Origin of the sequence: Brevundimonas sp. (genome assembly GCF_051858995.1) — a bacterium.
Taxonomy (GTDB): domain Bacteria; phylum Pseudomonadota; class Alphaproteobacteria; order Caulobacterales; family Caulobacteraceae; genus Brevundimonas.
The window spans coordinates 100507-114536 of the sequence record NZ_JBHYGN010000014.1; the positions used below are offsets into that span (position 1 = coordinate 100507).

At 67.8% G+C, this 14030-nt stretch carries 21 protein-coding genes; 7 read left to right on the forward strand and 14 right to left on the reverse strand.

The genetic code is table 11. The features are described from left to right. The 4 genes from ACTIEF_RS16490 to queA are packed head-to-tail and all read right to left on the reverse strand — an operon-like array spanning position 1 to position 2993. Positions 1–297, reverse strand: coding sequence for a hypothetical protein (locus ACTIEF_RS16490; protein WP_439473222.1), 297 nt, complete (start codon positions 295–297; stop codon positions 1–3). A 4-nt stretch (positions 298–301) separates the two neighbouring features. Next, positions 302–1417 carry a tRNA guanosine(34) transglycosylase Tgt gene (gene tgt, locus ACTIEF_RS16495; protein ID WP_439473284.1) on the reverse strand — a complete coding sequence of 372 codons (1116 nt, stop codon included), beginning with the start codon at positions 1415–1417 and terminating at the stop codon, positions 302–304. After that, positions 1414–1887, reverse strand: a complete 474-nt coding sequence (locus ACTIEF_RS16500) for a hypothetical protein (RefSeq protein WP_439473223.1) — start codon at positions 1885–1887, stop codon at positions 1414–1416. Before ACTIEF_RS16500 ends, tgt begins: the two co-directional genes overlap by 4 nt. Then, complete coding sequence (gene queA / locus ACTIEF_RS16505) at positions 1884–2993, reverse strand: tRNA preQ1(34) S-adenosylmethionine ribosyltransferase-isomerase QueA (protein WP_439473224.1); 1110 nt, start codon at positions 2991–2993, stop codon at positions 1884–1886. Before queA ends, ACTIEF_RS16500 begins: the two co-directional genes overlap by 4 nt. 115 nt (positions 2994–3108) lie before the next feature. Between queA and ACTIEF_RS16510 the strand changes: the two genes are divergently transcribed. The 6 genes from ACTIEF_RS16510 (at position 3109) to ACTIEF_RS16535 (ending at position 7796) form a co-directional block, all read left to right on the forward strand. Next, positions 3109–3522 carry a hypothetical protein gene (locus ACTIEF_RS16510; RefSeq protein WP_439473225.1) on the forward strand — a complete coding sequence of 138 codons (414 nt, stop codon included), beginning with the start codon at positions 3109–3111 and terminating at the stop codon, positions 3520–3522. A gap of 85 nt (positions 3523–3607) precedes the next feature. Further along, positions 3608–4564, forward strand: a complete 957-nt coding sequence (locus ACTIEF_RS16515) for a hypothetical protein (protein WP_439473226.1) — start codon at positions 3608–3610, stop codon at positions 4562–4564. Positions 4565–4594: 30 nt separating this feature from the next. Then, on the forward strand, positions 4595–5080 hold the full coding sequence (locus tag ACTIEF_RS16520; RefSeq protein ID WP_439473227.1) for a hypothetical protein: 486 nt from the start codon (positions 4595–4597) through the stop codon (positions 5078–5080). Between the two features lie 32 nt (positions 5081–5112). Continuing rightward, positions 5113–6789 carry a lysine--tRNA ligase gene (locus ACTIEF_RS16525; RefSeq protein WP_439473228.1) on the forward strand — a complete coding sequence of 559 codons (1677 nt, stop codon included), beginning with the start codon at positions 5113–5115 and terminating at the stop codon, positions 6787–6789. Between the two features lie 62 nt (positions 6790–6851). Next, positions 6852–7235, forward strand: coding sequence for a hypothetical protein (locus tag ACTIEF_RS16530; protein WP_439473229.1), 384 nt, complete (start codon positions 6852–6854; stop codon positions 7233–7235). 78 nt (positions 7236–7313) lie between these two features. Further along, positions 7314–7796, forward strand: coding sequence for an SH3 domain-containing protein (locus ACTIEF_RS16535; RefSeq protein WP_439473230.1), 483 nt, complete (start codon positions 7314–7316; stop codon positions 7794–7796). 135 nt (positions 7797–7931) lie between these two features. Here the strand turns inward: ACTIEF_RS16535 and ACTIEF_RS16540 are convergent, their stop codons facing one another. The 9 genes from ACTIEF_RS16540 to ACTIEF_RS16580 all read right to left on the reverse strand — a co-directional run bounded on the left by ACTIEF_RS16540 (position 7932) and on the right by ACTIEF_RS16580 (position 11154). Further along, a complete protein-coding gene (locus ACTIEF_RS16540) occupies positions 7932–8564 on the reverse strand; it encodes a S24 family peptidase (RefSeq protein WP_439473231.1) in 633 nt (210 codons plus the stop codon). 66 nt (positions 8565–8630) lie between these two features. Next, a complete protein-coding gene (locus ACTIEF_RS16545) occupies positions 8631–8888 on the reverse strand; it encodes a hypothetical protein (RefSeq protein ID WP_439473232.1) in 258 nt (85 codons plus the stop codon). Beyond that, entirely contained in the window at positions 8861–8947 is an 87-nt protein-coding gene (locus ACTIEF_RS16550; protein ID WP_439473285.1) for a hypothetical protein, read from the reverse strand. The genes ACTIEF_RS16545 and ACTIEF_RS16550 overlap by 28 nt, the downstream gene beginning before the upstream one ends. Continuing rightward, positions 8908–9057 carry a hypothetical protein gene (locus ACTIEF_RS16555; RefSeq protein ID WP_439473233.1) on the reverse strand — a complete coding sequence of 50 codons (150 nt, stop codon included), beginning with the start codon at positions 9055–9057 and terminating at the stop codon, positions 8908–8910. Before ACTIEF_RS16555 ends, ACTIEF_RS16550 begins: the two co-directional genes overlap by 40 nt. A 5-nt stretch (positions 9058–9062) precedes the next feature. Next, a complete protein-coding gene (locus ACTIEF_RS16560) occupies positions 9063–9335 on the reverse strand; it encodes a hypothetical protein (RefSeq protein WP_439473234.1) in 273 nt (90 codons plus the stop codon). A gap of 88 nt (positions 9336–9423) precedes the next feature. Continuing rightward, positions 9424–9765, reverse strand: coding sequence for a hypothetical protein (locus tag ACTIEF_RS16565; RefSeq protein ID WP_439473235.1), 342 nt, complete (start codon positions 9763–9765; stop codon positions 9424–9426). Positions 9766–9868: 103 nt separating this feature from the next. Beyond that, the gene (locus ACTIEF_RS16570; protein WP_439473236.1) at positions 9869–10219 is read right to left on the reverse strand and encodes a hypothetical protein; all 351 of its coding nucleotides are present in this window, start codon (positions 10217–10219) and stop codon (positions 9869–9871) included. 63 nt (positions 10220–10282) lie between these two features. Continuing rightward, positions 10283–10681, reverse strand: coding sequence for a PaaI family thioesterase (locus ACTIEF_RS16575; RefSeq protein WP_439473237.1), 399 nt, complete (start codon positions 10679–10681; stop codon positions 10283–10285). Beyond that, positions 10678–11154, reverse strand: a complete 477-nt coding sequence (locus tag ACTIEF_RS16580; protein WP_439473238.1) for a PaaI family thioesterase — start codon at positions 11152–11154, stop codon at positions 10678–10680. The genes ACTIEF_RS16575 and ACTIEF_RS16580 overlap by 4 nt, the downstream gene beginning before the upstream one ends. Positions 11155–11237: 83 nt before the next feature. On the opposite strand from ACTIEF_RS16580, the gene ACTIEF_RS16585 reads away from it, so the two are divergent. Next, a complete protein-coding gene (locus ACTIEF_RS16585) occupies positions 11238–12266 on the forward strand; it encodes a ligase-associated DNA damage response exonuclease (protein ID WP_439473239.1) in 1029 nt (342 codons plus the stop codon). On the opposite strand, the gene ACTIEF_RS16590 is transcribed toward ACTIEF_RS16585, so the two are convergent. Then, complete coding sequence (locus ACTIEF_RS16590; protein WP_439473240.1) at positions 12267–13907, reverse strand: response regulator; 1641 nt, start codon at positions 13905–13907, stop codon at positions 12267–12269. Positions 13908–14030: the final 123 nt, after the last annotated feature.

Here is a 14030-nt window from a genome sequence, read left to right on the forward strand (position 1 = left end):
TCAGCGACGGGCCTTGTCGGTGCGGTCGCCCCGGATCTGGACGCTGCCGTCCTTGGCGAAGGCCTGGAACGACGGCTTGTCGATGTTCCTGAACTCGCCGGTGCGGTCCCAATCCCAATCGAAGGATATCCGCTCGCCCTTGTGCGCGAACTTGCCGGACCAGTGCGCGAAGAACGAATATTTGTCGCCGCCGATGATGATCACGTGGCGATGCAGCGCGGTCTGGTTGCCCTCGGGCCGGGGCGGTTCTTCCAGATAGGTGTTGTAGGCGTGGAAGCCGGACTTCTCGATCCGCATGGCGTCAGTTCGACGTATGGCGCGCGTGGAAGTCGCGGCGGAACTGATCGAACCGGCCTTCCGAGATCGCTTCGCGCATGGCGGCGGTCAGGGCCTGGAAGAAGGCGATGTTGTGCCAGCTGAGCAGGACCTTGCCGAGGATCTCGTCGGCGCGGATCAGGTGGTGCAGGTAAGCCTTTGAATAGTCCTGCGAAGCGGGGCAGGGGACTTCCGGATCCAGCGGGTCCTGATCCTCGGCGAAGCGGGCGTTCTTGAGGTTGATCGGGCCGTTCCAGGTCCAGGCCTGGCCGTGACGACCGGCGCGGGTGGGCAGGACGCAGTCGAACATGTCGACGCCGCGCCAGACGGCTTCGACCAGATCAACCGGCTTGCCGACGCCCATCAGGTAGCGGGGGCGATCCTTGGGCAGGAACTCGGGCGCATAGTCCAGCACCTCGCACATGGCCTGATGGCCCTCGCCGACGGCGAGGCCGCCGATGGCGTATCCGTCGAAGCCGATCTCCTGCAGGCGCTCGGACGACTCCTTGCGCAGGTTCTCGTAGGTCGAGCCCTGCTGGATCCCGAACAGGGCCTGCGTGTCCCGGGCGCCGAAGGCTTTCTTCGAGCGGAGGGCCCAGCGGGCGGAGAGCTCCATCCCCTGACGGGCGCGCTTCTCCTCGGCGGGCCAGGCGACGCATTCGTCCAACTGCATGACGATGTCGGAGCCCAGACGGTCGGCCTGGATCTCGATGGAGCGTTCCGGCGTCAGGACGTGCTTGGAGCCGTCGATATGGCTGGAGAAGGTCACCGCCTCCTCGGTCAGCTTGGAGATGCCCGACAGGGACATGACCTGAAAGCCGCCCGAGTCCGTCAGGATAGGTTTGTCCCAGCGCATGAAGTTGTGGAGGCCGCCGAGGCGCTCCATCCGCTCCGGCCCGGGGCGCAGCATCAGGTGATAGGTGTTGCCCAGCAGGATATCGGCGCCGGTCTGCTTCACCTGATCCACGGTCAGGGCCTTGACCGTGGCGGCGGTGCCGACGGGCATGAAGGCGGGGGTGCGGATGTCGCCGCGGCTGGTCTTCAGCACCCCGGTGCGGGCGCGGCCATCGGTGGCGGAGATGTCGAACGGGAAGGTCATCAGTCGGTCAGCTTGTCCAGCGCCTCGGCGCGCTGCAGGTCCTTGGGGCGTCCGAAGCGGCGGGCCATGGCGGCCTGTTCGGCGGTGCGGGCGGTCGGGATGTGGCGATCCTGAACCGGGCGGTCAACGCGGGTGCGGAAGTTGACCGGGGCCCAGCCATCTTCAGTCTTCACCTCCAGCCCGACCATGATCTCGATCGGCAAGGGCGTGGTGTCGATTCGGGCCAGCAGGCGCGAGCGGAAGCGATCCTGCGTCTTCGGGGTGATGATGTGGCCGCCGAAGGCGTCGATCAGCTCATTGGCGGTGTGTTCGGAGGCCAGCACGTCGATGTCGGGCACGGGCCAGTCGGGCAGGCCGGACAGGGCCATGGCGGCGCCGCCGAAGACGATCCAGTCATTGCGGAGCTCCAGCGCCTCTGCCGTGGCGGCCAGCATCTCGAGACTCTGGATCAGGGGGCGGGGGAGGGTGCTCATGCCGCGGGGCGCCGGAACAGCAGGCTGCCGTCGCCGTAGGAATAGAAGCGATAGCCGTCCGCGACCGCGTGGGCATAGGCGGCCTTCATCACATCCATTCCCGCGAAGGCGCTGACCAACATGAACAGGGTCGACTTCGGCAGGTGGAAGTTGGTCATCAGCACGTCCACGGCGCGGAAGCGGTAGCCGGGGGTGATGAAGATGGCGGTGTCGCCGTGGAACGGCTTCACCACGCCGTCCTCGCCGGTCGCGCTTTCCAGCAGCCGCAGCGATGTGGTGCCGACGCAGACGATGCGACCGCCGTCGGCATGGACGGCGTTCAGGGCGTCGGCGGTCTCCTGCGAGACCTCGCCCCACTCGCTGTGCATCTTGTGGTCGGCGGTGTCGTCCGCCTTGACCGGCAGGAAGGTGCCCGCGCCGACGTGCAGGGTGACGGCGTGGGTCGAGACGCCCTTCGTCCGGATCGCCTCCAGCAGGGCGGGGGTGAAGTGCAGGCCCGCCGTGGGGGCGGCGACCGAGCCGTCATGCTCGGCGAAGACGGTCTGGTAGTCGGACCGGTCGCGGTCGTCTTCGGGACGTTTGGCGGCGATATAGGGCGGCAGGGGCATGACCCCGACGTCGCGGATGGCGTCGTCCAGCGCCGGGCCGGACAGGTCGAATTTCAGGGTGACTAGGCCGTCGTCGCCCTTGCCGGTGACGGTGGCGTCCAGACGGCCCAGATCGCAGGCGCCGTCAGTCATCAGGCCGAACCGGACCCGGTCGCCGTCCTTGATGCGCTTGCCCGGCTTCATGAAGGCGGACCAGACGTCCGGGGCGTCGCGGTGGTGCAGGGTGGCCTCGACCTCGACGGTCAGAGTCTCGCCTTCGCCCCCGCCGATCCCGGGATTGGGCCGCTCGCGCAGACCGGACAGCCGGGCCGGGATTACGCGGGTGTCGTTGAACACCAGGGCGTCGCCGGGACGCAGGAAGTCGGGCAGATCACGGATGATCCGGTCCTCCAGCCCCTCCTGACGCACGACCAGCAGACGCGCGGAATCGCGCGGCTCGGCGGGGCGCAGCGCGATGTGGTCGTCGGGCAGGTGGAAGTCGAAATCAGCGGTCTTCATCAGGCGGCGCAAAGGCCATGCGTCTGCGGCGGGGTCAAGGCGGGGAACAGAGGGGCGAGCCGGTGAGACCTTGTGTCAGCCTGACCGTGGGCTGGCGCTCGGGCAGAATGGCGGCATGAAACTGATCCCCGTTCTCGCCGTCTCCGCCCTGTTCGGACTTGTCGCCGCCTGTGATGAGGCGGTGTCCACCCTGCAGGAAATCGAGGATACCGCCGCCAAGGCCTCGGCCACGGCGACCGAGATCAACACCCGCGCCGACCAGATCCAGCAGGCGGCCAATGATCCCGTCGGCGCCCTGCGCGGCGTGGTGACCGCCAATCTGACCCGGATGCCGACCGACCAGCCCGGCATCTATGTGGTGACCGACGTCCAGACCGGCTGCCAGTTCCTGGCCACCTATCAGGCCGACGGCACGACCGTCGCCAGCATCGCTCCGCGCGTCGAACAGACCGCCGACGGCGGCACGCGCCAGCGCTGCATCGCCATTCCGGGACCGGGATCGGGCGAAGGGACCGAACAGCAGGGGTGATCCCGGGCGCTTAAGCCTTGCTTCAGGTCGGTCGTGAACAAGTGGCCCCATCGGACCGATGGTGGGGAGTTCGGCGGTGCCTGTCATGTCCTGGCGTTCAGCGACCGCCCTGCTGCTTTCGGCGGCGATGCTCGGCGGCTGCATTGAGCACCGCTATAACGTCGAGACTGAAGTCCGGTTTGAGGGGGACGGGGGGGCGCTGCGGCGCACGGTCGTGACGCGCTGCGAGACTCACGACATTCCCGACCGGTTCGAAAGTTCGGTGATCGGGCTGATGGACTGGATCGAGGAATACGGCGAGCCTCTCTGGTTCCCGCTGTCCGGCGGGCGGATGGGCATACTGGGCCTCCAGCCGCGATGCTGGGCGCCGGGGCACAAGCCGCGGCGCGGGGCGGAAGTCGATCTGGGCCTGCCGCACAAGGCGACGATCTATGTGTTCAACGACGCCCGCTCGCCTACCGAACTGGATGTCTATGAGGCCGGGGCGCTGGTGGGCGAGGGCCGGGCGTTCAGTGCGATCAACGTCACCAAGCGGGCCGTGGGCGGCCGCCTGACCTCGGATATCGAAGCCCATTTTCCGGCGGTGGCGCAGTTTGGTCGTCGGGATCGTGAAGGCAGGGGTGGGCGCACCCGCTTTGGCGGTGTCCGGGCGCAGCGGCTGACTGGAGATCCCTCCCGCCGGGAAGACGAGGAGGTGATCCTCGTGCGGGAGAGCCCGAAGGCGCCCTTCACGCTCCAGTCCGAGGCCGAACCGGGGTTGCTACGGCGGCTGTATCGGATCGGTGGAATGGGAGAGACGCACGAAGCGCCGGTGTCATGGCGTCCGGCGGTTTGCATCGAAGACGAGTGTGTCGAACTGGGCATGGGCTCCACGCGGCTGGAGACACCGTCCGGCGCGATCTACGAGTTGCGGACGCAGGTGCTCGACCTGACGACCGGCGACTTCGTTCTAGAGCGAGGCAAGGATGCGCGGTTCAGCAACCGGCACAGCCAGATCCGCGGTCCTGATGTGCGTTCCACTGCTGATTTAGCGCCGCTGTGAACCGAAGCGCCGCACGGCGGTTGCTTCGGCATGAAAGCCCCCGACCTACTTCCCTCCGCTCTGATCGGCGCCGTAGCCAGCGCCCGGTCGATGACGCCCATGGCCGCCCTGGCCGCCGCCCATCTGGCGAAACGCAAGACACCGGGAAGGCTGCGCCTGCTGACCCATCCCCTGTTCACGGCCGGGGCGCTGGCGATGGGGGTGGGGGAACTCTACGGCGACAAGATGAAGTCGGCGCCGGACCGGACGGTCTTCCTTGGCCTGCTGGCGCGGGTGATGAGCGCGGGCATCGCCGGCTCGGCCCTGGCGCCGAAGGGGCGGGAGCGGGCGGGCGGGTTGGTCGCCGTGCTGACCGCCGTGCCGTTGGCCTATCTCACTCTGGCGGGCCGCAAGCGGGCCATGCGCCGGATCGGTCAGACGAAGAGCGGTCTGATCGAGGACCTGCTGATCGTGGCTTCAGGGGCTGCGGTGGTGGCGGGGACGGTGCGGAAGGGCGGAACGTCACGCAGGCGTTGACCCACGCGTCCTGAGGCGGCAAAGCCCGTCCCATGCTGCAGAACATCGAACTCCTCGCGCGCGACGCCAGGTCGTGGCCGTTTGAACAGGCCCGCAATCTTCTGAACCACGTTCTGAAGAAGCGGCTGAGCGACGCCGAGCGGGATGCGGCGAAACTGCTGATCGACGCGGGCAAGGCGGATGAGGCGCTGGCGACCTTCCCGGCGCTGCAGCGGCCGGTGATTCTGGAGACGGGCTATGGTCCGTCGGGCCTGCCGCACATGGGCACCTTCGGCGAGGTGGCGCGCACGACCATGGTGCGCAACGCTTTCCGCGCCCTGACCGGCGACCACTGGCCGACGCGCCTGATCGCCTTCAGTGACGACATGGACGGCCTGCGCAAGGTGCCCGAGGGCATTCCGAACCCGGAGATGCTGCGCGAGGACCTGCACCTGTCGCTGACCCGCGTGCGCGATCCGTTCGGGACGCACGACAGCTTCGGCGCGCATAACAACGCCCGTCTGCAGGCCTTCCTCGACAGCTTCGGCTTCGATTACGAGTTCATGAGCTCGACGGAGACCTATCGCTCGGGCCGGTTCGACGAGGTGCTGCTGCGCCTGCTGGAGCGGTTTGACGCCGTCATGGCGATCATGCTGCCGACGCTGGGCGAGGAGCGGCGCGCGACCTATTCGCCCTTCCTCCCGGTCAGCCCGATCACCGGCCATGTGCTGCAGGTGCCGACGCTGGAGCGCAACGTCGAGGCCGGGACCATCACCTTCGAGGATCCGGCGGGCGAGCCGGGCAACCGCACCGAGCTGCCGGTCACCGGCGGGAATGTGAAGCTGCAGTGGAAGCCCGACTGGGCCATGCGCTGGGTCGCGCTGGACGTCGATTACGAGATGTCGGGCAAGGACCTGATCGAGAGCGTGCGCGAGAGCTCCAAGCTGTGTCGCGCCTTGGGCGGCGTGCCGCCGGAGGGCTTCAACTATGAGCTCTTCCTCGACATCGAAGGCAAGAAGATCTCCAAGTCCAAGGGCAATGGCCTGACGATGGACGAGTGGCTGCGCTACGGCACGCCGGAGAGCCTGAGCTGGTACATGTTCCAGTCGCCGAAGTCGGCCAAGTCGCTGCACTTCAACGTCATTCCGCGCGCGATCGACGACTATCTGTCGTTCATCGACCAGTTCCAGACGCAGGAGCCGGCCAAGCAGATCGACAACGCCGTGTGGTCGATCCACGCGGGCAATCCGCCGAAGGTCGCCAGCCCGGTCTCGTTCAGTCTGCTGCTGAACCTCGTCGGCGTGGCCAACGCCTCGTCGAAGGAGCAGCTGTGGGCCTATTTCGCCAAGTATCTGCCGGACGCGACGCCGGAAAATGAGCCGACGCTCGACCGGCTGATGGGTCATGCGCTGAACTACTACGAAGACTTCGTTCGCCCGACGAAGTCCTTCCGCCTGCCGACCGAGCAGGAGAAGGCGGCGCTGCTGGACCTGGCCGAACGGCTGAAGGCGCTTCCGGCCGATACGACCGACGGCGAGACGATCCAGAACGAGGTCTATGCGGTGGGCAAGGCGCACGCCTTCGAGCCGCTGCGGGCCTGGTTCGGGGCGCTGTACGAGGTGCTGCTGGGCGCGTCTCAGGGGCCGCGCTTCGGCTCGTTCGCCGCCATCTACGGCCTGCCGCGGACGATCGAGCTGATCGAAAAGGGCGCCAACGGCGAACTGGCCTGACGGCTCGCCGGCAACTCCCTGAACGGGAAGGCGTTACGCGTCCCGTTCAACGGGAGCGTTCCTTGCTGCGCCACCATGTCGACCACGCCCAGCGGATCCTGCATCTGGATCTGAACAACGGCATCAGCGCCGAGCGGGCGCTGGATCAGGCGATGGCGCTGCTCAGGGCCATGCCGGACCTGTGGAGCTGGGACTGGATCGTCGAGGCCCGGATCGTGCCGATAGACGCCTCGGTGGGCCAGATAGAGCGCCTGATGGGCCTCTTCCACCGCCCGGAGCGGTCGGCGGTGACCGTTCTGGCCTCGCATGACCGCTTCCTGCACCTGTGGGCGCGGGTGATGGATTTCCAGTTTCCGGGCCGCAAGCACCGGGTGGTGTCGAACGCGGTCGAGGCCTTTCGCCTGATCGGCCAGACGCGCGCCTTAATGAAGATGAACCGAATATAACGACAGCTCTACGGGAGCCTTCAGGTTCGCAATTGCATTCTGCATTTCATCGACCAACTCGATGACAGGAGCAGAGCCATGTCGAACAAGAAAATCACCGTCGCTATCGCCGCCGCCGCCATGCTGGGCGGCCTGGCCCCGATGGCCCTTCCGACCGCCGCCGCGGCCCAGCAGGCCAACGGCATCACCAACTGCGACGCCCCCGGTGGTCGTCAGCGCGCCGGCGCCCTGATCGGCGCGGTGGTGGGTGGTCTGGCGGGCAGCCAGATTTCCAGCAATGAGCGCACCCTCGGCGCCGTCGGCGGCGCCGCCGCCGGTGCGGCCGCGGGCTCGTACATCGGCTGTAACCAGCAGCGCGCCCGTGCTGACGCCAATGCCCAGAGCGGCGCACAGTATCGCGCCTCGTCGAACCTGCGCATCCGTTCGGGCCCCGGCACCGGCTATCGCCAGGTCGGCAGCCTGTCGGCGGGCCAGCCCTTCTCGGCCATCGGCTCGCAGGGTGAATGGGTCCAGATCGCCGGCGGCGGCTGGGTGAACGCCCACTACGTCAGCGCCTACTGATCTCGGGGGCGCGAACGCTCTCGACGCGGTCGCTCGCTGCTTAAGCGCCTGAAGGTTGAAGGAGTCGTCCCGAGAGGGGCGGCTCCTTTCTCTTTTAGCGCCAACCGTCGCCGCGGGGCTGCTTGAGCGAAGGCGCTACTGGCTGACCCAGAGGATGCGGCCCATCCAGACGATGTCGCCGCGAGGCACGGCGCGAGGCGGGTAGGCCGGGTTGACCGAGGCCAGGGTCACCGACTTCGCGGTCAGGGAGGCGATCTCCTTGGCCAGGGTCTCGCCGCCGGTGGTGCGCACGACGACGCGGTCACCGCGGCGGACGTCAGAGGCCTCGCGATCCACGATCACCTTGTCGCCCTCGCGATAGAGGGGCGCCATCGAGTCGCCGGTGATGCGCAGGCTGAGCAGGCTGTCCGACGGAAGGGGCAGTTCGGTCTGGTCCCAGCCTTCGCCGGTGGGCAGGCCCGCGTCGTCGAAGAAGCCGTCCTGACCTGCCTGGGCCATGCCCAGCAGGGGAATGGTGCGCGGTCCCGGCGCGTCATGGGCCAGATCGGCGAAATCGCCGAGCGTCAGGCCGGTGACGGTCAGAATGCGGGTCAGGCTTTCGGTCGAGGGCCAGCGCGGGCGCGGCGGCTCGCCAGGGCCGAACCGCTTGGACGGGTTGAAGCTGGTCGCATCCAGACCCGCGCGGCGGGCGAGGGCCGAGGCGCTCAGCCCCTCGCGCCGCGCGAGGCGGTCGATAGCGGTCCAGATCTGGGCGTGGGACAGGGGCAAGACGTCAGCTCGCTGATTCGAGCTAGGAATATCCGCCTATGGCCCTCGGCGGTCAACGCTTTCGCGTCAGCGCAGTCCGGGCAGGAAACCCAGAACGATGTCGCGCATGTTGGTGTCGGCTGAGGACATTCCCCTGAGGAAGCCCAGGGTGCGCGCCGCGGCGCCCTCAAACACGAATTCGGCGTCTTCGAAGGTGCAGGAGTCGAAGCCCGGGGCCGCGCCGCCCTGATAGACGAGGCGGGCGTTGATGAACTCGCACCTGATGTAGATGTTGTCGTCGAGGGTCTGGACGCCGGTCAGGGTCTGGTCGCGGAACTCGGCCATGGGGAGGGTACTCCGGAGGTTACTCCAGCCCCGCCGCCCGTCGCTCCTGCCAGGCCCAGAAGGTCCCTACGGCGATGGCGATGAGGACGCCGGCGCTGGCGAGATTGATGACCGCGAAGAAGGCGGTCATGGACGGGCGCAGATCGACGAGGGTCAGAAGATGGCTCATCACGATCAGCGATTGAAGGGCGCAGACCCAGACCGGCCAGGCGCGGCGGCTTTTCCAGGCAAGACCGATGCAGACCGCCAGAAGACGGCGTCGATGGCCATCAGTCCCCATTGGGTGCCGTGCAGCGCGCCCTTGTCCTGAACCAGCTGGGACGCGAACAGGCCAAGCATATAGGCGCCGGCGCCGACGCGCTCGGGTTCATCGCCCTTGAGGAACGCAAACGCCGTGACCAGCACCGCGATTGCGAAGCCGATCTGCGATGCGAGGGTGTCAAACATGAAATCGCCCCCATGCCGAACGGCATGAGGGCGACTTTGCATCGAGTCTGCGCAAACCGGAATGACCGGCGGCGGACATTACGCCGAATTAAACCGCGCGGAGGCGGCCGACCGGCTTCTGCTCCGGGCCGGTTTCGGCCGGCTTGTCCAGAATGCCGATGGCGTAGGTGCCCCAGCCGAGACGGCGGTGGTCCTTGGCGAGTTCTTCGTGGCTGGCCACGACGGCCGAGCGGGCGGCGCTGAGGGCGGCGATCGCCTCCATCGCCTTGGCCTGGGCTTCGGCGCCGGCCACGGGGGACAGGCTGAGAGCGGTGCGGGCGCCGATCATGGCCTGCACCAGAGTGGTCGCCTTGGCGATCGCGGCGTCGATCGCTTGTTCAGTCGAATTCAGGTCGCCGGCGACGCTGGCGATGACTTCAGCCTTATCCATAAAACCCTCCGAAACAAAAACACGGTAACTGAGACATTAACACGGAGTGGTAGTGTTCGGTAGTATTTTGTTTGCCTTGTTTGTCAGCGGTTTGTTTACCTTGTTAGTCAACTAGCGGCGTTTTCTCAGGTTCCACGCCGCCCGGCAGGGGCGGTTGGTCGCCCGGTTTGTCCAGCGGACCGATGGCGAGCGTCTCCAGCCCCAGCTTGCGCGCGAGGGCGGCCAGGGCCGTATGGGTCTGGACGAGGTGGGACCGCGCTTCAGCGAGGGCGCTGATGCTGGCGGCGGCGCCGTCGAAGACGCGCTGGCCGGTCACAGCCGACAGATAGGCGTCCGCCCGCGCGGCGGGCAGGGCCGCCGCCAGAAAGGCGGTTTCGGCGAGCGCCTGATCGATCGCGGTTTCAGCGGCGTAGAGGCGGACGGCGAGGGCTTCGCCGACGGCGTGTCTGGTCATTCTGATTCTCCCGATGACGTTGTGTCACCGGGAGAATCAATCATAAGATGTTAACCATGACAACTAAAGGTCGTGTTCGGCCACCAGAAAGTGTGCGCTGAGAGCGGCGATGGGCTGGGCCTCATCGTCCTGCCAGGCCTCGGCCTGAACATGGGCCACGCGACGCCCGGCCTTGCTGATGCGGGCGCGGGCGTGAACGTCCAGCGGGCGTCCCGAGCGTAGATAGGTCACCGACACATTGATCGGTCGCGGCAGCGCCAGCCGGGGATAGAGGACCGCGACCTGGGCCACGGCGGTCAGTTCCAGCATCGCCGCCGTCGACCCGCCGTGCAGGGCGGGCAGGACCGGGTTTCCGATCAGCTTGTCCGCGAACGGCATGGTCACCGTCAGCAGATCGCCCTCGCGCTGCGTCAGCAGGCCGAGGAAGCGGGCGTAGGGCAGTGTGGTCAGCAGGTCGCTCATTCCCCGGCCTCCCGGCGCGGCTTCAGATTGGCGCCCGGCTTTCGCCCATGTCCGGCGGTCAGGATGTAGGCGGACTGGGCCGCGGCCACGGGATCCTCGGGATCATCCTCGAAGGCCCAGGCGCGGACGAAGGCGATGGAGCTGGTCAGGCGGAAGCAGCGGGCCTCGGCGATCAGGCCGGTGCGCGGGCGAGCGGCGCGCATGTAGTCGACCCGCAGGTCCAGGGTGGCGACGGGCTCAAACCGGTCCAGGGCGATCCAGACGGCCAGACCGCCTGCGTGGTCCAGCAGGGCGGTGACCAAGCCGCCGGCCAGCACCTCGGTTTCGGGATCACCGACCAGATCCTCGCGCCACGGGACCTTGAGGCGCACGCGGTCGCCGGCGACGCCGTCAAAGGAGAAGCCCAGCGCATGGGTGTGGGCGGAGGCCGAGGCGAGCTGCGGCAGGATGGCGGCGAGTTCGGGCGAGGGCATGTGTCCAGCTATCTGCGGCTTCGGCGGTTGAGCGCAAGCGCCGCTCGTGCGTTCTGATGCGATCGGGAGGGCGTGAAGGCCGGATGATCCGTTTCGAGGACTTGCTGAAGCCAACGCCGGCGGGGCTGTATTGCCCGCCGGGGGATTTCTACATCGATCCGGTGGCGCCCGTGGATCGGGCGGTGATCACCCATGGCCATGCGGACCACGCGCGCTCCGGCCACGGCGCGGTGCTGGCGACTCACCAGACCCTGGCCATCATGGCCGAGCGCTATGGTGAGGACTTCACCCTGCGTCGGGACGGCGTGGCCCATGGCGAGACGGCCTCCCACAACGGGGTGCAGATCACCCTTGTCCCGGCGGGCCATGTGCTGGGCTCCGCCCAGGCGGTGATCCAGTGGCGTGGTGTGAGAATGGTGGTCTCCGGCGACTACAAGCGCCGCCGCGACCCGACCTGCGCGCCGTTCGAGCCCGTGCCCTGTCACGTCTTCATTTCGGAGGCGACCTTCGGCCTGCCTGTGTTCGTGCATCCGCCGGACGCCGACGAGATCGGGCGGCTGGTCCGGTCTCTGCGTCAGTTTCCGGAGCGGACGCATCTGATCGGCGCCTATGCGCTGGGGAAGGCGCAGCGGCTGATCTGTCTGCTGCGCGAGGCGGGCTGGGACCGGACCATCCACGTCCACGGGGCGCTGGAGCGGCTGAACCGGCTGTATGAGCGGGAGGGCGTCGATCTGGGGCCGATGGCGCTGGTGGAGCCGGGCAAGGCGCGCAATGTGCTGCCGGGCGAGGTGGTGATCGCGCCGCCGTCGGCGACCCAGGACCGCTGGGCCCGACGGTTCGCCGATCCGGTGCTGGCCTTCGCCTCGGGCTGGATGCTGGTGAAGGCCCGCGCCCGCCAGCGCGGCGTGGAGCTGCCTCTGGTGCTGTCGGACCATGCCGACTGGCCCGAACTGACCGCCACCTTCACCGAACTGAAGCCCGAGGAGGTGTGGATCACCCACGGGCGCGAGGAAGGGCTGCTGCGTTGGTGCGAGCTGAACGGCCAGGCCGCGCGGGCGCTACGGCTGGTCGGCTATGAGGAAGAGGATGACGCCGAGGCGACGGCCGCCTGATCAGGCGACCGAGCGAGCCTTCGCCACGCTCATGGCGGGAGCGGCTTCGTCGATGGCGATCTGGGCCGCCTGTTCCAGCGCGGCGTTCATGGCCATGCGCAGGCGTTCCGGCTTGATCGGCTTCTCGACCACGGCGGCCATGCCGATGGACAGGTATTTGCGCGCGTCTTCCGGATCGGCGTTGGCGGTCAGGGCGACGATGGGCGTGCGACTGACCGGGCCGTCGAGGGCGCGGATGGCCTGGGTGGCCTGAACGCCGTCCATGCGCGGCATCTTGATGTCCATCAGGATCAGGTCGAAGCGACGCTCCTGAACGGCCTCCACCGCCTCGACGCCGTCCTCGGCGGTCTCGGAGGTGCAGCCGAACATCTCGCACAGGGCCTGGGCCACGACGCGGTTGGTCGCGTTGTCGTCGACGATCAGGATGTGCGGGCTGTCCTGCAGGTCCAGATCGGGCAGGCTTTCGACGTTCGAGGCGGGGGCGGCTTCCAGCTCTGCCAGTTCGACGGTCAGGTCGAAGGCGAAGGTGGCGCCGCGGCCCGGGTTGTTCTCGGCCCAGATGCGGCCGTCCATGCGGTCGACGATCTGGCGGCAGATCGACAGGCCCAGACCGGCGCCGTCGGGGCCGGAGCCGTGCACGAAGGGTTCGAAGATGGCGTCCACGCGGGCGGCGTCGATGCCCGGACCGTCGTCGCGGACGCGGGCTTCCAGACGGATTCGGTCACCCTCGGCCACGGCCTTCAGCCCGGCCTCGACCACGCCGTTGCGGGCGAATTTCAGGGCATTGCCGATCAGGTTGTTGAACACCTGCTTCAGGCGCATGCCGTCGATGACGGCGGCCAGTTCGGTGTCGCCCTCGTAGCTGACCATCAGGGTGACGTTGTCCTGCGAGGCGCGGGGCGCCCACATGGCCTCGACGTCGTCCATCAAGGCGCGCAGCGGGGTGGCCTCGGCGTTCAGCTCCAGTTCGCCGGCTTCGGCCCGCGACAGGTCCAGCGCATCCTGGAGGATGCGCAGCAGGGTCTCGGACGACTCCACGATGGTGGCGACGTGGCCCTGGGCCTGGGCGTTCAGCGGCTGGCGGCGCAGCAGTTCGGCGACAGCCAGCACGCCGTTCATGGGCGTGCGCAGCTCATGGCTCATGATGGCCAGGAACTGGCTTTTGGCGCGCGCGGCGGCGAGGGCCTGTGTGCGGGTGTCGGTCAGGACGCGGGCCTGATCAGCCAGCTCCTCGTTCTGACGACGCTGCTTGTCATTGACGGCCTGCAGCAGGGAAACGGCGGTGCCGACGCCATGGTAGCGACCGGCGCGGGTGACGATGAAGCCGCGCATCAGCGCGCCCGGGCCGCCCTTCAGCAGGTTGTCGCAGAAGGCGTCGATGCTGACCCCGGCCTCGACCACGGCGGGTTCGGGATCCATCACATGGATGACGGGGCGTTTGGCGTAGAGCGCATGGCCGAAGGCGCCGGCGATCTTCAGCAGGAAGGCGTTGCGTTCGACCAGACCGATGGGGCGTTCGCCGTCGACGACCGGGATGACAAGCGTATCCGGCTCACGCTCGAAACGCGCGAAAACATCACTGCCGGGCGTATCCGGGCCGATGGGCTCGGCGCGTTCCGTAAGGTTTTCGATCGTCGGCATAACTGGCCGGCACTCCACTGCGACCGGTGGACAATGGCGGATAACCGTTTGCGGAAGGGTTAAGAGCGGTTTGCTCGCCGTCTTGTCGCCACTTTTGCTCTTCGGCGGGCGCGGGTGTAGAAG

Excerpts from the sequence above, each read along its gene's own strand:
- ACTIEF_RS16490 (WP_439473222.1), bottom strand. The coding sequence starts at position 297 with ATGCGGATCGAGAAGTCCGGCTTCCACGCCTACAACACCTATCTGGAA.
- ACTIEF_RS16500 (WP_439473223.1), bottom strand. The coding sequence starts at position 1,887 with ATGAGCACCCTCCCCCGCCCCCTGATCCAGAGTCTCGAGATGCTGGCC.
- queA (WP_439473224.1), bottom strand. The coding sequence starts at position 2,993 with ATGAAGACCGCTGATTTCGACTTCCACCTGCCCGACGACCACATCGCG.
- ACTIEF_RS16510 (WP_439473225.1), top strand. The coding sequence starts at position 3,109 with ATGAAACTGATCCCCGTTCTCGCCGTCTCCGCCCTGTTCGGACTTGTC.
- ACTIEF_RS16515 (WP_439473226.1), top strand. The coding sequence starts at position 3,608 with ATGTCCTGGCGTTCAGCGACCGCCCTGCTGCTTTCGGCGGCGATGCTC.
- ACTIEF_RS16520 (WP_439473227.1), top strand. The coding sequence starts at position 4,595 with ATGAAAGCCCCCGACCTACTTCCCTCCGCTCTGATCGGCGCCGTAGCC.
- ACTIEF_RS16525 (WP_439473228.1), top strand. The coding sequence starts at position 5,113 with ATGCTGCAGAACATCGAACTCCTCGCGCGCGACGCCAGGTCGTGGCCG.
- ACTIEF_RS16535 (WP_439473230.1), top strand. The coding sequence starts at position 7,314 with ATGTCGAACAAGAAAATCACCGTCGCTATCGCCGCCGCCGCCATGCTG.
- ACTIEF_RS16545 (WP_439473232.1), bottom strand. The coding sequence starts at position 8,888 with ATGGCCGAGTTCCGCGACCAGACCCTGACCGGCGTCCAGACCCTCGAC.
- ACTIEF_RS16555 (WP_439473233.1), bottom strand. The coding sequence starts at position 9,057 with ATGAGCCATCTTCTGACCCTCGTCGATCTGCGCCCGTCCATGACCGCC.
- ACTIEF_RS16560 (WP_439473234.1), bottom strand. The coding sequence starts at position 9,335 with ATGTTTGACACCCTCGCATCGCAGATCGGCTTCGCAATCGCGGTGCTG.
- ACTIEF_RS16565 (WP_439473235.1), bottom strand. The coding sequence starts at position 9,765 with ATGGATAAGGCTGAAGTCATCGCCAGCGTCGCCGGCGACCTGAATTCG.
- ACTIEF_RS16570 (WP_439473236.1), bottom strand. The coding sequence starts at position 10,219 with ATGACCAGACACGCCGTCGGCGAAGCCCTCGCCGTCCGCCTCTACGCC.
- ACTIEF_RS16575 (WP_439473237.1), bottom strand. The coding sequence starts at position 10,681 with ATGAGCGACCTGCTGACCACACTGCCCTACGCCCGCTTCCTCGGCCTG.
- ACTIEF_RS16580 (WP_439473238.1), bottom strand. The coding sequence starts at position 11,154 with ATGCCCTCGCCCGAACTCGCCGCCATCCTGCCGCAGCTCGCCTCGGCC.
- ACTIEF_RS16585 (WP_439473239.1), top strand. The coding sequence starts at position 11,238 with ATGATCCGTTTCGAGGACTTGCTGAAGCCAACGCCGGCGGGGCTGTAT.
- ACTIEF_RS16590 (WP_439473240.1), bottom strand. The coding sequence starts at position 13,907 with ATGCCGACGATCGAAAACCTTACGGAACGCGCCGAGCCCATCGGCCCG.